Here is an 18,544-nt window from a genome sequence, read left to right on the forward strand (position 1 = left end):
GGTTGGGTTTTTTTTCAACCCGTGGGGTGGCCCCCCCCCGGGGGGGGGCGCCTCAAAACCGTAGTTAAGGTCAAAACCGTAGTCAAAACCAAACCTATAGTGCTCTTCTGAATTTCAAAGCTGTATGTTCCTGTTGGGGGTTCTCGTTCTTAAGGCTGATTGTTTTTCATTCTTTGTTAGGAAGCTGTTTGGTGTGAGATGGCTTATAGTAGTAGAAAAGGATGGAGGGAAGGCTATGATTAAGAGTATTTATGAGACGCATGTGCATGTGCGGAGTTTGGAGGATTCGATTGAATTTTATAGACGTCTTGGGCTGACGTTTGTTCATAAAATTGAAGAGAGGCGCTGTGCTTTTTTCTTTGTTGGGGAACAAAAGCAGATGCTTGGACTTTGGGAAACCGATGAAAAAGAGTTGAAAAGTAGTCATTTTGCTTTTGGAATTGAAGCAGCAGATATTCATGAAGCGTTAACGTGGCTGCGTTCAAAAGGCATTGAACCGGAAGAGACGTCGTTTGGAAAGCCCCAAACAGAGCCGATTGTTCATACGTGGATGCCAGCGGCTTGCGTTTATTTTAATGACCCTGACGGCAACCGCTTGGAGTTGATTACGCTTTTGAATGATAAGCCCGTTATATCTAAGGATTTTCCTTATTTAAGTGAATGGAATAAAGAAACCGGGACGAAATTATTTTAGCTCAAGTGAAAAACGCACCATTGATCAACGTGTTTGATTAGCGGTGCGTTTTTTTTGTTATGGTTAACGTAGGTTTGATCTGTTTTGTTCCTTCTAGCAGTTGATTGGAGTCATTTCGTTATGTCTCCATCTTTTTATGTATCATAAACGTAGAATTGACATATTTATAAACATATAATATATTTGTTTATAAATTAATAAACAAAATAGAAAGGTGTCTATTTATATGGTAAACGATTTGTTTTGGGAATCATCTTTTGAAGAGATGAAGAAAGGGTACGGGGAAAGCGAAGATCACTACCACTGCTTACTGTGCGGTGAAAACATTGAAAAAGGCATTATTTATCCGGTGGAAGGTGTTTTTTATGAAGCAAAACGCTATATGAAGCTTCATGTGGAACAGCAGCACGGGTCTGTATTCCATCATTTAATAGGGCTAGATAAAGAGGTAACGGGTCTTTCTGATCATCAAAAAAATTTAGTGAAGTTTTTTAAGGAAGGAAAAAGTGACAGCGATATTCAAAAAGAAATGGGAATTGGCAGTTCATCGACCATTCGAAATCACCGCTTTACGTTAAAGAAAAAAGAGCGTCAGGCAAAAGTGTTTTTAACGCTGATGGAACTGTTGAACGACGGAGAAGAAGAGAAGAAGCTACCGGCATCCACTGCAGCGCCTAGAAGAAGTCAGCGCTACAGCGTCAGTGATGAAGAGCGTGAAAAAATTTTAGCGAAGAACTTTCCGCAAGGTTTAAACGGACCTCTTCGCACCTTTCACTTGCAAGAAAAACACCGTCTTGTTGTTCTTGAAGAATTAAGCGGACATTTTGAGTTTGGCAGCACGTATACCGAAAAAGAAGTGAACGATAGGTTAACACCTTTTTATGACGACTACGCCGTGCTGCGACGCTATTTAATTGAATACGGTTTCTTAGAGCGCAGCGCAGACGGAAGCAGCTACTGGAGAAAAGGAGAGACAGAGATGAGTATGGACTCAAAAGACTATAAAAAACAAATGAAGCAGCTAGCGAAAGAAGTAAAAACAGAAGGCGGCGTGTATCAAATTAAAAACCTTCACAATGATAAGATTTACATTGGCTCTACGCCTAACATCAAAACGTTAAACGGCGTAAAGTTCACGTTAAAGACGAACACTCATCAAAATAAAGAGCTTCAAAACGAGTGGAATACGTACGGGGCGGATGCTTTTTCAATTGAGATGCTGGAAACGATTAAAAGAGAAGAAGAAAAAGCACTTTCAAAAAAGGATTTGCTGAAACTGGAAGCGAAATGGTTAGAGAAGCTGCAGCCTTACGGCGAAAAAGGCTATCATTCGCCGAAAGCTGATACAAAGGAGAAATAGGTGTGAAGAATCAAGATGTTAAAAGTGAAGTAGTGGAATCAGAAAAATCCGTCAGTAAGCTGATGCTTGTGTTTTTGATTCCGCTCATGTTAAGTAACGCCATGCAGTCAGTTGGGCAGCTGGCGGGAAGTATTATTGTCGGAAGAGCGCTTGGAGTTGATGCGTTAGCCGCTATTTCTGCTTTTTTTCCTCTGTTTTTTCTGCTCGTGTCGTTTTCGATTGGAATTGGTTCAGGAAGTTCCATTTTAATCGGGCAAGCGTACGGGGCACAAAACGAAAAACGAGTCAAAGAAATTATCGGTACCACGCTCACGTTTACATTTCTAGTCGGAATTGTGCTTGCTGTTTTGGGAAGCATATTTGCTCCGGATATTCTTCGGATTATGGGAACGCCGGCTAATATTATTGACGTAACGGTTCACTACGCGCGCATTTTGTTTGTGGCGATTCCTGTTTTGTTTTTATACTTTGTTTATACGACGTTTATGCGCGGAACCGGAGACTCTAAAACGCCTTTTTACTTTTTAGTTGTGAGTACGGTCTTAAACATCATTTTTCTTCCGATTTTAATTTTTGGATGGATCGGAGTGCCAAAGCTTGGAGTGTACGGCGCTGCGTATGCAACGGTGTTTTCAACCGTATTAACGTTCATTATTATGATTATCTATTTACGCAAGAAAAATCATCCGTTAAAGTTTGACTCATCTATTTCATTAAAAATGGACGGAACGCTTTTAAAGCTGCTTATGCGTTTAGGGATTCCAGCGAGTATCAATATGATTTTAGTTTCTCTTTCTGAAATTGCGGTTATTACGTTTGTGAACGGGTTTGGCTCAGACGCTACAGCAGCGTACGGAGCGGTGAACCAAGTGGCAAGCTATGTACAAATGCCGGCAATCAGCTTAGGAATTGCAGTTTCTATTTTTGCGGCGCAGTCGATTGGTGCCAATAAACTTGAGCGTTTAAAAGAAGTTATCCGCTCTGGAATTATGCTGAATTACGTTATTGGCAGCGTATTGATTTTACTTATTTATCTCTTTTCCAATCAAATTTTAGCTCTGTTTTTAACAAGTCAGCATACGCTCCGTATTGCCGAAGAGCTGTTAGTTATAACACTTTGGAGCTATTTGATTTTCGGTCATGCGCAAATTATTACCGCTACGATGCGAGCAAGCGGTACGGTGCTTTGGCCTACGGTCTTTAGTATTATGGCTATTTGGTGTGTAGAAGTGCCCGTAGCTTACGTGCTGTCGCAGTTTACGCCTCTTGAAATTAAAGGGATTTGGATTGGGTATCCAGCGGCGTTTGTGGTTAGCTTAATCCTGCAGTACAGCTATTATCAATTTGTATGGAAGAAAAAGAAAATTGAACGTCTTGTCGGATAAAAAGCGAGCGGAAACGCTCGTTTTTTATTTTTTCTAATTAAAACACCCTTAGCTAAAAGTTTTAATAGGATAGTGCATATAACTTTTTGATGAAAAGAGGGTATGACACTATGAGTAAATCTGGATTTGTGCCGGATAATTCAAATATTAAAAAAAGCTCAGGAACGCCTAATCTGTCAGTAAACTATAAGCAAAATGTCCTGTTCAAACGAAATGACCAAAATATAGCGTATCAGCTAACCTCAACTCAGCTGCCTGCCATGCTCGGAGGTGCGTTTGTTGATTTATATATGACGAAAGGGCATATGAGAGAACCGCACTGGCATCCAAACGCGTGGGAATTAGATGTCGTCGTTTCAGGTGAAGTGCAGGTGTCTGTCTTAGACCCTGATACAAGCAGCATGCACAATTACCGAATAAAAGAAGGCGAAGTTGTTTTTATACCGATGGGCTGGTGGCATTGGATTGAACCGCTATCGGAAGAAGCGCATCTGCATCTCTTTTTTAACAATGATCAATTTGAGTCTACAGAAGGATCCGACGTGCTGCGCTTAACGCCTCCCATTGTGTTTCAAAAAGCGTATGGAGTAAGTGCAAGCGAAGTAGCAGAAGCCGTTGCTCCGATTACGGATACGGTTATCATTGGGCCGCCTAATAATCATTCTTTTTATCAAAAGAGCTGTTTTAAAGATGAACGTGATGAAAAGGTTGTTGTTAAAATAAACGAGAAAGTTGTGCCTGCTGAAGATAGGTAGCATAAAAAACCATTGAGCCTGGGGCCAATGGTTTTTTTTGATAAGTTTTATAAAAACAGCTCTTTGCGTTCTAAGTGCTTATACAGCCGCGTTGTGACTTGTTTTTGATTCCATTCGTTTTGCGGAAACTGCTGCTTGTCTACGTGAGAAACGGCCGGTTTGTAGGTTTTTTGAATCCGTTTGATATCATTAAAGGGTGCATTGGTTTCAATGTGATCAGCGAGCGTAAATACAAGAGAATGCAGCTTTGCAACATTGGGAATCGTAGCTGCTTGGCTGAAAATGGCTTTTGCGACGGACAGCTGTCTTTCATGTGCAGTAAAGATGTCTTGCTCATTACGCTCCTTTAAAAAAACAAGTGCTTCTTTTCCGTTAAGGCGAATCGATCCTTTTGGAAAAACAATGTTGCTGTGTTCAAAAGCACGCTTGTTTGTGACGATAATGCCGCCTAATTTATTTACAGCATCGACGACTGACTGCTGATCCATTTTGACATAATAATCAACAGGAAGCTTTGCATACGTTTCGACGTTCTTTACGACAGCATTCATATTTCCTCGATGATAAATGGTTCGCAGTGTTTCATTGCCGAGCTGAGTTGACCCTGGCAAGTGGGTCATTTTTATTGATTCATGCTGTTTATTAACAGTCATATATACAAATGACGTATTTTGATGGTTCTCTTGAATTAAAAGCAGGGAAAACGGTTGCCCTTTTTTTAAATTAACGTGTGTTTTGTTCCCATGCTCAAGCGGTACATACGTTTGTTCAACGGCGGCTTTCACCGTATGATAGCCCGCAAATGTGATGCTGACAAAACTGACGAGTAAAAATAGTACGAGACCGCCAATCCACTCTTTTTTTGCTTTGCTGCTCATCGTCTCACCTTTTTCTATCGAAGTCGTTCGTAGTATTGCCATCTTAAAAGGGGAGTAAAACAAATGAGCGCTATTTTTATTGCTTATCTCGCTTTTTCTTGGCGTAGGTTTTGAGCTCTGTAATTAAAATCGCTTGTTCTTCCGCATTGTTAAATGCTTCAATGCCATAAAGGTATTCGGTGTGCCGTTTTTCTTTCCACACGCAAAGTCCGGTAATATGAATGGGTTTTTCATTTAAATAAAAGCTGATTTTTAGCTGAATTTGATGGTTGAAAATAGGTAAATCAAGCGGCGTAATTATTTTGATTCCTTTTGGTGAAAGGTCGATAACGGACAAAGGACGTGGCTTAGAATCGATTTCTTTGTTGTCGTATTTAGCAATGGAAAACGTTCCAACAATGGGAGTCTCAAATAAAAAGCGAAATGGTTCTTCACGTTTAAGATGCATGTATCATCAGTCCTTTTCGTAATCTAAGTTTGTTAAGTAAGTATTCGATGAAAGTCCAAAAATTCCTACACGTTTTTCCCCATCACACATATAATGTTTATCGGTGTAGAAAATCTACCATGGCCGGTCTTTGGCCATGGCAGATTTTCTAGACCTAATCGTAGGCGATCCCCCTTGGTTGATCGTCTACGATTAGGTGAACCTTTGCGGGAGGATTCAAGCTTTATTAGTTATCGATTGCCGATTATAACTGCTTTTATAGTATCGGAAGTTTTGTTTGAAACTTTAAAAGGTGAGGAAAAGGTTTTGAAAAAAGCGCTACGCTAGAGTTGGATTGTATGTTAAAATTAAACTTTGTGAAGTAGCTGTATTACAAGTCAGCGTTCCTTCAACTAATTAGGAGGTGAGATGAATGGGCACTGATGACCCCATTTCGATGAAGGTTACTGCAAAACAAGATAGGGGCAACAAAGGTGTATGTGTTCCTCTCATTTCAACGAAGGAAAATACTCCTTAATGCCTCAATGATGTGAGGTGAAAAATCAATGATTAAAACATACTTATATGATGATGAAACAAAAGAAATGGTAACGAATCTTGATTTAGGAGACGTGCATGAGAAATTGCGCAATCCTGATAATTTGCTGTGGATTGATTTGTATGATGTCCACGGACAAGAGCTTGCTCAAATTGCTAAATTATTCGATTTTCACCCATTGGCGATTGAAGACTGCTTACACGACAGTCCTCGCGCTAAAATGGATGATTACGAAGACTATAAATTTTTCGTTTTTCACGCGCTTCGCTATAATGAAGAAAGTGATGACGAGATTACGACGCTTGAGTTAAATGCCTTTGTCGGATCAAATTACGTAGTAACAATTCATAAACATAAAATGGGCTGGCTTCGCAAAATGGATGCTGTGTGCTCACGTTATCCAAAGTTTATGAACCGCGGCGCCGACTTTTTATTATATGCTTTGATTGATGGCATCACGGACGAATACTTCCCGATTTTAGACCGAATCGACATGCGTATTGATGAATTAGAAGATGAAATCTACAACAAAGAAGTGCGCGGAGTGACGGAAGAGTTCTTGGCGTTAAAAAGAACGATTATCTTAATCCGTCGCGTTATTCTGCCTCAGCGCCGAATTTTCTTAACGGTTAATGGAAAGTGGAAATTCGATATACGAGAAGAAAATGTTCCTTTCTACATTGATTTGCTTGACCACTTAGAGCGTATTGTAGATTCTGCTGAAACGTTTAGAGACCTCGTAAACAGTGCGCTTGATACGTATTATTCTATTACCAATGCAACTTCATCTGAAAAGCTGAATGTCTTAACGCTGATTTCAACGATTATGCTTCCGCTAACGTTCGTAACCGGATTTTTTGGAATGAACGTACCGATTCCATATCAGAATTCCCACTGGGCTACTGCTGTTATTATCGTTATGTTAATTGTGTTAACGTGGGGAATGTGGAAATACTTTAAAAACAAACAGCTGTTATAACAAAAAGGCACTTGGCCATAAGCCAAGCGCCTTTTTTCTTTATTTTGTCACCGTTTTTGCTGTTGCTTTACTCGTATTGTTCGCTTTGTCTTTTGCGGTTACGCTTAAGACTGTTTTTTCTTTTTGCTTTTTAATTTTTACTGAGTATTGTCCTTTGCTGTTAGCAGCAGCAGAGCCAATGCTTTTTTTGTTGACTGTTACCGTTACGGTAGCATTTGCTTCTGCTTTACCTGTTACAGCCGTGCTTTTTGTTGTGACAGCATTTACGCTTGGTGCAGCAGGAGGAGTTTTATCGCTCACTTTTACAGTCGTAGCTTTACTTGTGTTGTTGGCTGCGTCTGCTGCTGTTACGCTGATTGCTGTACCTGCTTTTTGTTTTTTTATCGTAATGCTGTACTGACCTTTTGCATTGGCTTTTGCTTTGCCGATTTCTTTGTTGTTCACTTTCGCTACAACAGATGCATTTGCTTCTGCTGTTCCTTTAATAGCTGTATCCGCATCGCTGACTGGATTTACTTTAGGTGCATTTGGAGCAATAACGTCACGCACCGTTACTTTTACTTCTTCACTTTCTTGTTGTTGGCTGTTTGTAGCCGTGATGTACAAGACTGTGTTTTCTTTTTGTTTTGGAATTTTTACTTTGAACGCGCCTTTTGCATCAGCCTTTGCTGAAGCAATCACTTTCTTAGCGCTGTTTTTAACATTTACCGTAAAATTCGCTTTAGACGTTCCTGTTACATACTCATCTTTATTCGTCACCGCTTTTACCGCTGGTTTGGCAGGTGCTTTTTGAACAACTGCACGAATGCTCGTACTTGCTTTTCCGTTTGTGACAACTACTTGTAAAACGGTATCAGCTTTTTGAGCTGGAATGTTCACAGAGAACGTATTTTTTGCATCAGCTTTAACTGTGCCAAGTGTTTTTGAACCGTTCATTACTTTAACAGTTGAACCGCTTTGAGCTTTACCTGTAATAATTTTTTGCGTGCTGACAAATGGATTTACCTGCGCTTGCAGCTGCTGTGCACTTACAGCGCTGTACGCATTTAAACGTCCCCATCCTGATACGTAATCGTAGCCTGGAGCAGGGGGTTCTGCTGGACTTTCTTCATCATCGTATACAGGAGCATCTTTTTCATCAAATTTAATATCTTTAGCTGTATCGGTTAGGCGTTTTTCAACGTCTTTTGGCTTTAAGCCTGGGTTTTGGGATAGCAATAATCCCGCAACGGCTGCCACGTGAGGTGTTGCCATGGATGTTCCGCTTAAATAAGTGACGTTTCCGTCTGGAACAAGACTTGGAATATCAGAGCCAGGAGCTGTAATATCTAATCCTTTTCCATAGTTTGAGTAGTCAGATACGATATCTAAACGGTTTGATGCGCCTACTGAAATCGCATAGGCAGATGAAGCAGGGTAAGAAAGCTCTTCCATACCGTCGTTTCCACTTGCAGCTACAACTGTTACGTTATGGTCGTATGCATATTTTAATGAATATTCAAGCACGCGGCTGTAAGATCCGCCAAGGCTTAAGTTAATGACTTTTGCACCGTGATCAACCGCGTATTTAATACCGTACGCAATTTGTTCTGTATCTCCGCTACCAGATGCGTCTAGAATTTTAACCGGTAAAATTTTCGCATGAGAATTAATGCCGGCCATTGAATAGTTATTGTTTGCAGAGGCTGCGATAATACCTGCTACGTGAGTTCCGTGTCCATTGTCATCAGTTGCATTTGACGAACGATCCACGTAGTTATAGCCTGTTTTTGTATCCACCACGCCTTTTAAATCAGCTAGTGATGAATCGACACCCGTATCGGCAACGGCAATAACCGTATCTTTTAACTTTTGACCGTTTAGTAATTTTTCAAGTGATTCGTATTGAATATCGGCATGCTGAGTACCGTCATTTTTACCCGTATTGTTTAATGACCATTGATACGGATATTGTGAATCCATTGAAAGAGCGTGGTACTCTTGAACCGGCTCGATAAATTCAGTTTCAGGAAGTGCCTGAATTTGTTTTGCCGTCATTTTACCTTGAGCAGATGACGTGCTGAAGCTTTTTCCATTGCTGTCATCTAATTGAATAACAAACATATTATCAAAAGAAGCAGCTGATTGTTTTAATGGATTAATAGATTCAATGCTTGCTGATTTTGACTGTGCTTTTGTTTTAAATGATTTAGCATTTGCACCATCTTTTAATTTAACAATATAGCGAGTTTCAGCTTTTGTTGAAACGCTGTTTGCGCTGACTAACTTAGCTCTTACTAATACAGACGATACGTTTAAGTCCGTTACGTCTTTTAATTTGGTCTGTGCTGCTACTTTTTCTAAATCTTTCTTTAAAGCAACCGGAACAGATTTGTATGCGATGCTGTATAAATCATTGATTGCTTTTTGATCAGCACTTGTAATCATGTACGTGCTTGATGCGCCGTTTTTCGCTACATCTGTAAATAGACCTTTTAGCTGAACTAAATCTTTGTATACTTGTTCGCGCATCGATTTATCAATAATCATTTTAGAGCTGATAAACGGAGCGGCTTTGTAATAAAGAGAAGAAAGGTCTTTTCCGCTTGCTGTTTTTGAAAGCACAGCGTCACGAATCGTACGCAAATCTTTTAAAATACCTTTTCCGTTTTCTTTTTGGCTTGTACTTAATTCAGCCGGGCATTCTTCTGCCTCCATTTGAGAAGGGGGAAGCGAAGCGCCTTCATAGCTGATTGTGTAAGGAACTTCTGTTTTTAATTCCGGCTCAGGTTCCGAAGGAGTTTGTCCACCTTCTTCGGTATCATCTTCAACAATAAGATCTCCATCTCCGTAATACTCAACCTTTACATAATAAGGGCCAGTCCAAGCGATTGGAAAATCTAGCTGAGCAGGTTCATCTTTGTAAGAGTATCCCATATAACGGTCAAATGCCACGTTGTTTTTGGCATTTTCAAGACTAGAATAAACCGTGATATTTACTTCATCATCACTTTGAAGCTTAATTCGGTAGTGTGAAAACTTTGCTACCTCTTGCTTAGAAGGATTAATTTTGTACCAATGTGCTTGTTCTGGTTCTGTAAATGTTCCTTTTGCTGCTTTACCAATGCTTAATGTTTTTTCATTAGCAGGAGGATTGCCTGCCGCTTGTGTTTTGAGTAAGCCGAATTGGCTAAAACACAAGGTGAACATTAAAGCAAAAGCAATAAAACGATAAATTGACCCTTTTTTCATGTTAAACCTCCAAAAAAATATAGTAAAAAACAGGAATTACATACCTATTAAACCATAAAGTTTAAAAATTTGTAAATAATTACTGTTGCTTATTTTAGTATTTTGTCAAGTTATTAATCTCGCATAAGAAATGGTGAGATAAGTCCTAGTTGCAAAAAGTAGAAAAAATTGGAATAATAAAGATTGAGCCTGTTTATAAGAGGCGAGAGTAAGCTGAAAAGGGAAGAAGGGAATGAGAATTATTTTTCAAAGCAGAATTTACTGGAGAAAATCTGATCGGTTTCTTTTTACCTGTGTTTATAAAGAGGAAATCGGGCTATATAAATAAAGATTGGAAAAATTTTCAGTCTAATTAAGTTCATTTGTAGCATATAATACGAGCTGGATTTCTTTTATAATAAACAAAAGCAAAGAAAGAGCAAATGGTGAAAAGGAGTGAAAGAAGTTGTCAAATGTGATGCAACGACAGGAAAAACGAATGAAGTTTGATGCCGAACAGCTTGCACCCCTTGATATTGATGAAGAGATAAAGAAGTTGCTAACAGAAAAAGGATTGCCCAAAGAAGCTTCACCATTTCTAGAGTTCGTTTCATCCAAAGGAAAGCTAACAACGCTATGCGAAACATTTGAGTTATCATCTCGCTATCAACAATACTGGTTTTTAGGAACAACAGGCGCTGGAGATCCAATTTGTCTTCACCACCAAAACGGTTCTGTTGTACTGCTCGATACGTCCAACGATGACTGCGAGCGCTTTATTAATACAACTTTTCCACAGTTTTTAGCATGCTTAGATGTGTTTGAAGAACTAGTAGAAGAAACGATTCAAGCGAACGGAGAATCTGCATACTTAGAGCGACACATTCCTGCTGAGGTGCTTCAGCGATGCAAAAAACGTATGAATGAAATTGATGAAGCTTGTTTAGCCCCTTATTCTTTTTGGTTCAAAGAACTTTCTTTTTAATATAGTAGAAAAATAGACATGGCCATTTTGGTCATGTCTATTTAGTTGTGGCTGCAGGGCTAGTAATATAGATAGAATAAATAAAAATGATAGTATATAATGGATATAAATTCCTTTTTTGGAGGGGGAGGAGGGTGTAAATGATTTCTTTATTTGGATTAATGGGTGCCTTCTTTGTGCTGCTGTTTGGTGCGTCGTACTTCTTCTATAGAAAGAACTCGCCCGTGCAGTACGGGATTTCACTTAGCAGCATGTTAATAAGCATATTTCTATTTCTATATAGCATGTTTGGAGTTGGTGGCTTTGAAGGAATGGGTCTTGGTGCTTTAGCGTCTGCTTTGTTTGGAGCATCGGTTCTGAGCTTGTTCGTCAGCGTTCTTTTTAATATCATAAATAGACACGGGAAAGGTGCTGTGTGAAATGGGAGAAATAACCTTTAGAGAAGCAGTGCGGGAAGATTTAGATCAAATTGTTGGAATGCTTGCTGATGATATGCTTGGAAGCAAACGAGAGCGCTACGAATCACCGCTTCCAGCCTGTTATGTTCAAGCATTTCAGGCAATTGATGCGGATCCAAACAATGAACTGATTGTCGCATGTAAAGATAGTAAAGTAATAGGTGTTCAACAAATAACCTTTACGCCCCACCTTGCACGACAAGGCGGGTGGAGAGCAACGATTGAAGGAGTTCGAACCGCTTCATCACAGCGCGGAAAAGGGGTTGGATATCAGCTGATTACATGGGCGATTGAACGAGCGAAAGAACGTAATTGTCAGTTAGTACAATTAACAACCGACAAGGAACGGTCAGAGGCATTGCGTTTTTATCAAAAGCTTGGATTCACAGCTTCTCATGAAGGATTAAAGCTCCATTTGTAATTCGCTGTTAATGGGTGTAGCCCTGTGGTAAGAATTTTTTGATTAAAGTAAATTTTTTAGTTTAGTTCAATTGAAACGTGGTATACAAATAGTACAGAGCCGATAGAAATTTTTCTAAGGCTACTGTGAAAGGTAAATACTTAGCTTCATGAAGGGACTGGTTTAGTTTTGGAATACTTAACAGCAACTTCAGCAAACGTATTACCTCACATGAAAAGCAGATATTCTGATCTCACAATGGGTACTCTCGTTATGAACCGATATACGTAGCGAAAGGGCCTCACAAGGGCAAATGAACATGAAATGCAAATGAACATGAAATAATTAGCATGATATGAAGGGAAGAAGCTGCATCAGTTTTGATGCAGCTTCTTTTTTGTGAGATGCGGCAGGAAATCGTATACAAAATTTTGGCGGAAATTTATATGTAAAATCTATAAATTAAGTATAGTAAATTATTTTATCATCACGGATGAAATCATACATACAACAATTATGAAAGAAGCTAAAAGGCAGCTGGAACATTACCGCAAAAAAATCTTCAAATGAATGCACTACGAAATTTCTTATAACTTATTTGACACCTAAGGTATAAAAGAGTATAATTATGTTAAACATAGTAATTATGTCGGATAAGTAGGTTATGGTGCTGTGAACAAGACTTCTACTGATAAAGAGGAGATCTAGTCCAAATCGTACAGTCCGACTTTGATGAGATGCTTTCAAGCATCTTTTTTTTGTGCAAAAAAACAGCCGCAGGGGCTGTTATAGGGCAGTAATTCTTCCTTTGTAAGCATCAATCAACCGCTGGTTATGTTCATCTGAACCTTCCATGTTACCGCTTAAAAAGACAGGAGGCGTAATGCCACGGCTGAGCAGTTTTTGGATGGCTTTAGATAGGACATCGTTTAGGATAGCGCCTCCGATTACAGTAGAACCAGAAGCGAAAGAAATGTCTTGCTGATGAAGAAGAACGTCTCCTTTTGGAATGTGATTATTAATAACAAGATCCACGACATCATGAAGGTATTTTCCGCTTTTATGCCGCGAAGCCCGGCTCGTGGCATAAGAAGGAGAGGTAAGCCCGATCACAAAGGCGCCTTTTTCTTTTGCAATTAAAGCCACATCAATGGGAACAGGATTTACGCCTGACGTAGAAATGACAATCATAATATCGCCTGGTACGATATCTTCTTTTTCCATAAAGGTGGAGGCATAGTCGTTTTTACGCTCTAGCTGTGAAGAGCGCGAAGCTCCTTTATGAAGCATCAGTTCTTCTACAAAAATAGGATGAATCGGCGCAAGCCCTCCGGAACGGTAAAACACTTCTTCCGTTAAAATATGAGAATGACCGCACCCAAATAAATGAATGAGGTGGTGAGAAGCTAATTGCTGTGAGATTTTCTCGGCTGCGGATTCCATTGCCTGCTGTTCATGCGCCTCCACTTTAGCAAGCAGTTTTGTTAGTTCCTGTAGATATAAACTAGACATAAAAAAACTCCTTAGTTAAGATCGTGTCATGTTAATCGTAAACTTATAGCGGTCTGCTCGGTACGAAGACTTCACCACTTCAAGCGGCGTGCCGTCTTGCAAATACGTATTTCGTTGAATCAATAGAACGGGTGAATATGAGCTGATTCCAAGATGCTTCACTTCGGTTTCAGAAGCTAAAATGGATTCTAACGTTTGGTTGGCTTCGCCAATTTTCAGCCCGAGCTCTTCTTCAATATAGCGGTAAAGAGAGTCGTTAACAATGGATTCTGTTAATCCTTTGACTAAGTTAGCGGATACATACACGCTTTCAAGCGCCATTGGCACGTCGTCAGCTAAACGAATACGCTTGATTTCATAAACGGGCGCATGAAGAGAGATTTGCAGCTGCTCGGCAATTTTCTCTGAAGCTGCAATAATTTCAAAGCTCAGCAGCTTACTGCTTGGTACCATTCCACGCGCTTTCATATCTTCTGTAAAACTCGTTAATCCAACGAGCTGCTGCTCCAGTTTTTTTTCAGATACAAAGGTGCCGCGGCCTTTTTGACGGTATAAATAACCGTCGTTTACTAAATTGTTAATCGCTTGGCGAACGGTCATTCTGCTGATTTCAAATCGTTCTGCAAACTCTCGTTCAGAAGGAAGCGAATCATTTGGTTTTAACTCTCCGTTTTCAATTTGTCTTTTCAACTGTTCTTCAATTTGATAATAAATCGGAAGAGGTGAGCTTTTATCAATCACTTAAGTTCTCTCCTTTATGTAAACCTCCTCATCTAAAAAAGACGAGGAGGCTATAAATTAAACCGTAGTCGATACTTTAGCTAAAGCTTCTTGGTCCGCAATAATTGTAACACAGTGATGCTTCTTTAAAATAGAAGCAGGGAAGTCTTCTGTGATTTCTCCGTTAAGCAGCTGATACATCGCTTCTGCTTTGGCTTCCCCGGAGATAAGCAGTAAAATTTCTTTACTTTTCATAATCGATTCAATTCCCATCGTAATAGCCTGAGTAGGCACTTCGTCAAGAGAATTAAAGTAGCGCGCATTGGCTTTTCGCGTTGACTCTTCTAACGTCACAATATGAGTAGGAGAGTTGAATGACGTACCAGGTTCGTTAAAGCCAATATGTCCGTTTTGGCCGATTCCAAGAATCTGAAGGTCAATCCCTCCGTGATTTTGAATCATTTCATCGTAGCGGCGGCATTCTTCTTCAGGCGTATCAGCTAGGCCGTTAGGAACGTGCGTGTTGCTTACGTCAATATCAATATGATTAAATAACGCATCTGCCATATAGTAGTGATAGCTGTTTGGATCTTGCGGCTTCATACCGACATATTCATCTAAGTTAAAGGAAGTAACGTGTTTGTAAGACGTGCCGTGCTCTTTATGATCTTGAATTAAACGATCATATAATCCTTTCGGCGTGCCTCCCGTTGCAAGTCCCAGATTCATATTTGGCTTTTCATGAAGTTTGCTAATCAGCATATCAGCTGCTTTTGCACTCATTTCACTGTAATTTTTCACTTGGATGATATTCATTGTTAGTCCTCCTTTTTAAAGCTCAATGTGCCTCGGCAAAATGTCATTTCAACATCTAAATTTTCATTTAACACCACGATATCCGCATCTTTTCCAATTTTAAGGCTTCCTTTTGTATCAAACAGGTTAAGCTGCTTTGCTGGGTTTTCAGCGGTCATTTTTACGATGTCTTCTAATGAGCAGTTCGTAAAGCTCATCGTGTTTTTAATCGCATCGTTCATCTTTAAGATGCTACCCGCTAACGTTCCGTCTGCAAGGGTAGCCGTTGTGTCATTTACGTGGACAGGCTGTCCGCCTAAATCATACGTACCGTTTTTTAGCCATTTGGCACGAAGAGAATCCGTGATAAGAATCATGCGTTCACTTGTAATTTGATCGTACGCAAGCTTGACCATTTCAGGTCGGCAGTGGATGCCGTCTGTAATGAGCTCTACAAATAATTCATCTCTCAAATAAGCGGCGCCTAATACGCCCGGCTCTCTATGGTGAAGGCCGCGCATGCCGTTATATAAATGCGTAATATGAGAAGCTCCTGCTTCGATGGCTTCACCAACTTGATCATATGTGCTGTCAGAATGGCCAATAGAAGCGACGACGTTTGTTTCTTTTAAATAAGAAGTAAGCGCTAAGCCGTTTGGCTGCTCGGGAGCTAACGTAACAAGTTTAATATGTCCTCCGGCTGCTTTTTGCCACTCTTGAAACAGTGCTACATTCGGATCTTGAATGTGAGTAGGCGGCTGTGCACCCGCACGTTTTGGTGAAATAAACGGACCTTCTAAGTGAATACCAACTACTTCAGCATCTGCATCTGTTTGTTCTTCTATATAAGCCCCCGCATTGCGAAGCGCTTTTTCAACTGCTTCATTCGACTGCGTCATAGTGGTTGCTAAAAAGCTTGTTGTCCCTTCTTTTGGGAGCGTGCGCGCCATTGTTTTTAATGCTTCTGCTGTACCGTCCATCGCATCGGCATTGTTAACGCCATGAATATGCACGTCAATGGCACCAGGAATCACTTTATAGGAAGGAGAAAGCTCAATCACATGATCATTCGGCTGACGTAGGTATTGATGGATCTCTCCGATTTCAGTAATTTTCTTGTTCGTTAGTTTAATATACCCGTTTTTTAATGTCTGATTTTCACTATAAACGGTTACATTATAAATAATGATGGATGAATGTGTATCCATACATACACTCCTTTGCTCGTTGTATTGATTTAAGTGTAACGCTTTTTGGAATAGTTGTCTAGACCAGTTGTTTCTTTTTTGTGAACTAGAAAGTTTTGTAAGGGCTTTTAACATTGATATAGAGAGGTTTTTAAAAAGAAAATTGGTATAGACAACTATATATTTTATGTGCTAGTATGAGTCCATGCAGTAAAACCGCCGTTATTTCAGCTGATGATGTAATCATAGGCCGGGGATGAATGCGGTAACTTGTCATCCGATAAATATTGTTACGAAAATCCTTGCTCGTAACATCGGGTTAAATACGTTATACAAAGGGGATAGAAACATGCTGAATTTTTTACAACGTATTGGTAAATCGCTTATGCTGCCAATCGCAGTATTACCTGCTGCGGCATTGCTTCTTCGTTTGGGTCAAAAGGACTTATTAGATATTCCATTTATGGCTCAAGCCGGAGATGCGATTTTTGCGAATTTAGCACTACTGTTTGCACTCGGAATTGCTGTAGGGCTTTCAAAAGATGGAAGCGGCGCAGCAGCACTTGCCGGAGTCGTTGGTTATTTTGTATTAACAAAAGGAACTGTAGCTATTGATAAAGATATTAACATGGGTGTACTCGGCGGGATTGTCTCAGGGGTAACGGCCGGTTTACTATACAATCGTTTCTCAGCGATTAAGCTGCCCGAGTGGCTTGGCTTCTTTGCAGGAAAGCGGTTTGTGCCGATTATTACGTCAGTCGTTATGCTTGCGCTTGCAGGAATCTTTGGCGTTATTTGGCCGCCGATTCAAGATCAAATTAACAACTTAGGAACGTGGATTACAGGAGCAGGAGCGCTTGGGGCAGGTATATACGGATTTTTAAACCGTCTATTAATTCCAATTGGGCTGCATCACGTGTTAAACAGCTTAGTGTGGTTTGTATTCGGAGACTATCACGGCGTAACGGGAGACTTGAATCGCTTCTTTAAAGGAGATCCAACGGCAGGAACCTTCATGTCTGGATTCTTCCCGGTTATGATGTTTGGTTTACCGGCAGCTGCGCTTGCGATGGTTGCAGCAGCTAAAAAAGAAAAGCGCAAACAAGTCAGCGGTATGTTAATTGGGCTTGCGGTTACTTCTTTTTTAACAGGAATTACGGAACCAATTGAATTTTTATTTATGTTCGTAGCACCGCTACTATACGTTATTCATGCCGTTTTAACAGGAATATCGATGGCTTTAGCCGTTGCTCTTGGCATTCACGCTGGATTTGGATTTTCAGCAGGGGCCATTGATTTCTTCTTAAACTACGGAATTTCACAAAAACCGCTGCTGTTAGCGGGAATTGGAATTGTATATGCAGTGATTTACTTTATCATTTTCTACACGCTGATTAAAGCGTTAAATTTAAAAACACCGGGACGTGAAGATGATGAAGAAGTAGACACATCAAACGAAACGGTTGTAGCAACAGGCGATAAATATGTGGATATGGCATCGTATTTTATTGAAGATCTAGGCGGAAAAGAAAACTTAACCGTGATTGATAACTGTGCGACTCGTCTTCGCTTACAAGTAGCTGATGCCGGCAATATTAATGAAGCTGCCTTAAAGCGCCACGGAGCGAGAGGAATCATGAAGCTCAGCAAAACAAATGTTCAAGTCATTGTCGGAACAGAAGTAGAGTTTGTTGCAGACGCAATGAATCAATTAGTTAAATACGGCACGGCGTCAACCGGTGCACCTGTTGAACAACAGGCTGTTCAAGCAGACGCACACACAGAGTTTGTTTTACCGTTTGAAGGCGTTGTAAAGCCGCTTAGTGAAGTGGAAGATCAAGTGTTTTCACAAAAAATGATGGGCGACGGCTTTGCGATTGAACCAATTGAAGGAACGCTCGTATCACCGATTAACGGTGAAGTCATGACCGTGTTCCCAACAAAACATGCGATTGGCTTAAAAACAGCAGAAGGAATTGAAATCCTCATTCACGTTGGATTAGATACCGTGAATTTAAAAGGCGAAGGATTCGAAGCGCTTGTTCGAGAAGGTGACAGCGTTCAACAAGGGACGCCGCTTTTACAAGTGAATTTAGACTATGTTAAAAAGCATGCACCGTCTATTGTGACACCGGTTGTATTTACCAACTTGCCAGCGGATAAAGAAGTGAAGCTGTTAAAAACAGGCTACCAAAAGCAAGGCACAAAAGACGTTATTACATTTTAATAAAAAGGCTGGA

16 protein-coding genes are annotated in these 18,544 nt (G+C 40.2%); 9 read left to right on the top strand and 7 right to left on the bottom strand.

Annotated features, from left to right (window positions below; all coding sequences use genetic code 11):
- Positions 1-235: 235 nt before the first annotated feature.
- The 4 genes from OK414_RS05690 to OK414_RS05705 all read left to right on the top strand — a co-directional run bounded on the left by OK414_RS05690 (position 236) and on the right by OK414_RS05705 (position 4,194).
- A complete protein-coding gene (locus tag OK414_RS05690) occupies positions 236-694 on the top strand; it encodes a VOC family protein (RefSeq protein WP_034653678.1) in 459 nt (152 codons plus the stop codon).
- A 226-nt stretch (positions 695-920) separates the two neighbouring features.
- Positions 921-2,054, top strand: coding sequence for a DUF2087 domain-containing protein (locus OK414_RS05695; RefSeq protein ID WP_216874083.1), 1,134 nt, complete (start codon positions 921-923; stop codon positions 2,052-2,054).
- A 62-nt stretch (positions 2,055-2,116) separates the two neighbouring features.
- Positions 2,117-3,439 (top strand): MATE family efflux transporter, encoded by a 1,323-nt coding sequence (locus OK414_RS05700; RefSeq protein WP_252342938.1) that lies wholly within the window; start codon positions 2,117-2,119, stop codon positions 3,437-3,439.
- A 110-nt stretch (positions 3,440-3,549) separates the two neighbouring features.
- Positions 3,550-4,194 carry a cupin domain-containing protein gene (locus tag OK414_RS05705; RefSeq protein WP_016763315.1) on the top strand — a complete coding sequence of 215 codons (645 nt, stop codon included), beginning with the start codon at positions 3,550-3,552 and terminating at the stop codon, positions 4,192-4,194.
- Positions 4,195-4,241: 47 nt separating this feature from the next.
- Here the strand turns inward: OK414_RS05705 and OK414_RS05710 are convergent, their stop codons facing one another.
- Together OK414_RS05710 and OK414_RS05715 are read right to left on the bottom strand one after the other, a co-directional pair.
- Positions 4,242-5,072: an LCP family protein gene (locus OK414_RS05710; protein WP_263045454.1), complete on the bottom strand. Its 831-nt coding sequence runs from the start codon at positions 5,070-5,072 to the stop codon at positions 4,242-4,244.
- Between the two features lie 76 nt (positions 5,073-5,148).
- Entirely contained in the window at positions 5,149-5,520 is a 372-nt protein-coding gene (locus tag OK414_RS05715; RefSeq protein WP_263045453.1) for a PilZ domain-containing protein, read from the bottom strand.
- A gap of 545 nt (positions 5,521-6,065) precedes the next feature.
- Here OK414_RS05715 and corA point away from each other — a divergent pair.
- A complete protein-coding gene (gene corA, locus OK414_RS05720; protein ID WP_013055874.1) occupies positions 6,066-7,037 on the top strand; it encodes a magnesium/cobalt transporter CorA in 972 nt (323 codons plus the stop codon).
- A 39-nt stretch (positions 7,038-7,076) separates the two neighbouring features.
- Here the strand turns inward: corA and OK414_RS05725 are convergent, their stop codons facing one another.
- On the bottom strand, positions 7,077-10,268 hold the full coding sequence (locus OK414_RS05725; RefSeq protein WP_263045452.1) for a S8 family peptidase: 3,192 nt from the start codon (positions 10,266-10,268) through the stop codon (positions 7,077-7,079).
- Positions 10,269-10,722: 454 nt separating this feature from the next.
- Here OK414_RS05725 and OK414_RS05730 point away from each other — a divergent pair, with 454 nt between their 5' ends.
- The 3 genes from OK414_RS05730 (at position 10,723) to OK414_RS05740 (ending at position 12,111) form a co-directional block, all read left to right on the top strand.
- Positions 10,723-11,232, top strand: a complete 510-nt coding sequence (locus OK414_RS05730) for an SUKH-4 family immunity protein (RefSeq protein WP_230586621.1) — start codon at positions 10,723-10,725, stop codon at positions 11,230-11,232.
- A gap of 140 nt (positions 11,233-11,372) precedes the next feature.
- Positions 11,373-11,651 (top strand): YesK-like family protein, encoded by a 279-nt coding sequence (locus tag OK414_RS05735; protein ID WP_263045451.1) that lies wholly within the window; start codon positions 11,373-11,375, stop codon positions 11,649-11,651.
- A 1-nt stretch (position 11,652) separates the two neighbouring features.
- Positions 11,653-12,111, top strand: a complete 459-nt coding sequence (locus OK414_RS05740) for a GNAT family N-acetyltransferase (protein WP_095379817.1) — start codon at positions 11,653-11,655, stop codon at positions 12,109-12,111.
- A gap of 765 nt (positions 12,112-12,876) precedes the next feature.
- Here OK414_RS05740 and OK414_RS05745 read toward each other — a convergent pair.
- From OK414_RS05745 to nagA, 4 genes are read right to left on the bottom strand one after another with little or no spacing between them, the layout of a single operon-like run.
- Complete coding sequence (locus tag OK414_RS05745) at positions 12,877-13,602, bottom strand: SIS domain-containing protein (protein WP_013082151.1); 726 nt, start codon at positions 13,600-13,602, stop codon at positions 12,877-12,879.
- A gap of 15 nt (positions 13,603-13,617) precedes the next feature.
- Positions 13,618-14,343, bottom strand: a complete 726-nt coding sequence (locus tag OK414_RS05750; RefSeq protein WP_095379818.1) for a GntR family transcriptional regulator — start codon at positions 14,341-14,343, stop codon at positions 13,618-13,620.
- A gap of 57 nt (positions 14,344-14,400) precedes the next feature.
- The gene (gene nagB / locus OK414_RS05755) at positions 14,401-15,138 is read right to left on the bottom strand and encodes a glucosamine-6-phosphate deaminase (protein ID WP_033578330.1); all 738 of its coding nucleotides are present in this window, start codon (positions 15,136-15,138) and stop codon (positions 14,401-14,403) included.
- Between the two features lie 2 nt (positions 15,139-15,140).
- A complete protein-coding gene (gene nagA, locus OK414_RS05760) occupies positions 15,141-16,325 on the bottom strand; it encodes an N-acetylglucosamine-6-phosphate deacetylase (protein ID WP_205662481.1) in 1,185 nt (394 codons plus the stop codon).
- 328 nt (positions 16,326-16,653) lie between these two features.
- Here nagA and nagE point away from each other — a divergent pair, with 328 nt between their 5' ends.
- Positions 16,654-18,531: an N-acetylglucosamine-specific PTS transporter subunit IIBC gene (gene nagE / locus OK414_RS05765; RefSeq protein ID WP_034653643.1), complete on the top strand. Its 1,878-nt coding sequence runs from the start codon at positions 16,654-16,656 to the stop codon at positions 18,529-18,531.
- Positions 18,532-18,544: the final 13 nt, after the last annotated feature.

Origin of the sequence: Priestia sp. JV24, from assembly GCF_025910025.1 — a bacterium.
Lineage (GTDB): Bacteria > Bacillota > Bacilli > Bacillales > Bacillaceae_H > Priestia > Priestia megaterium.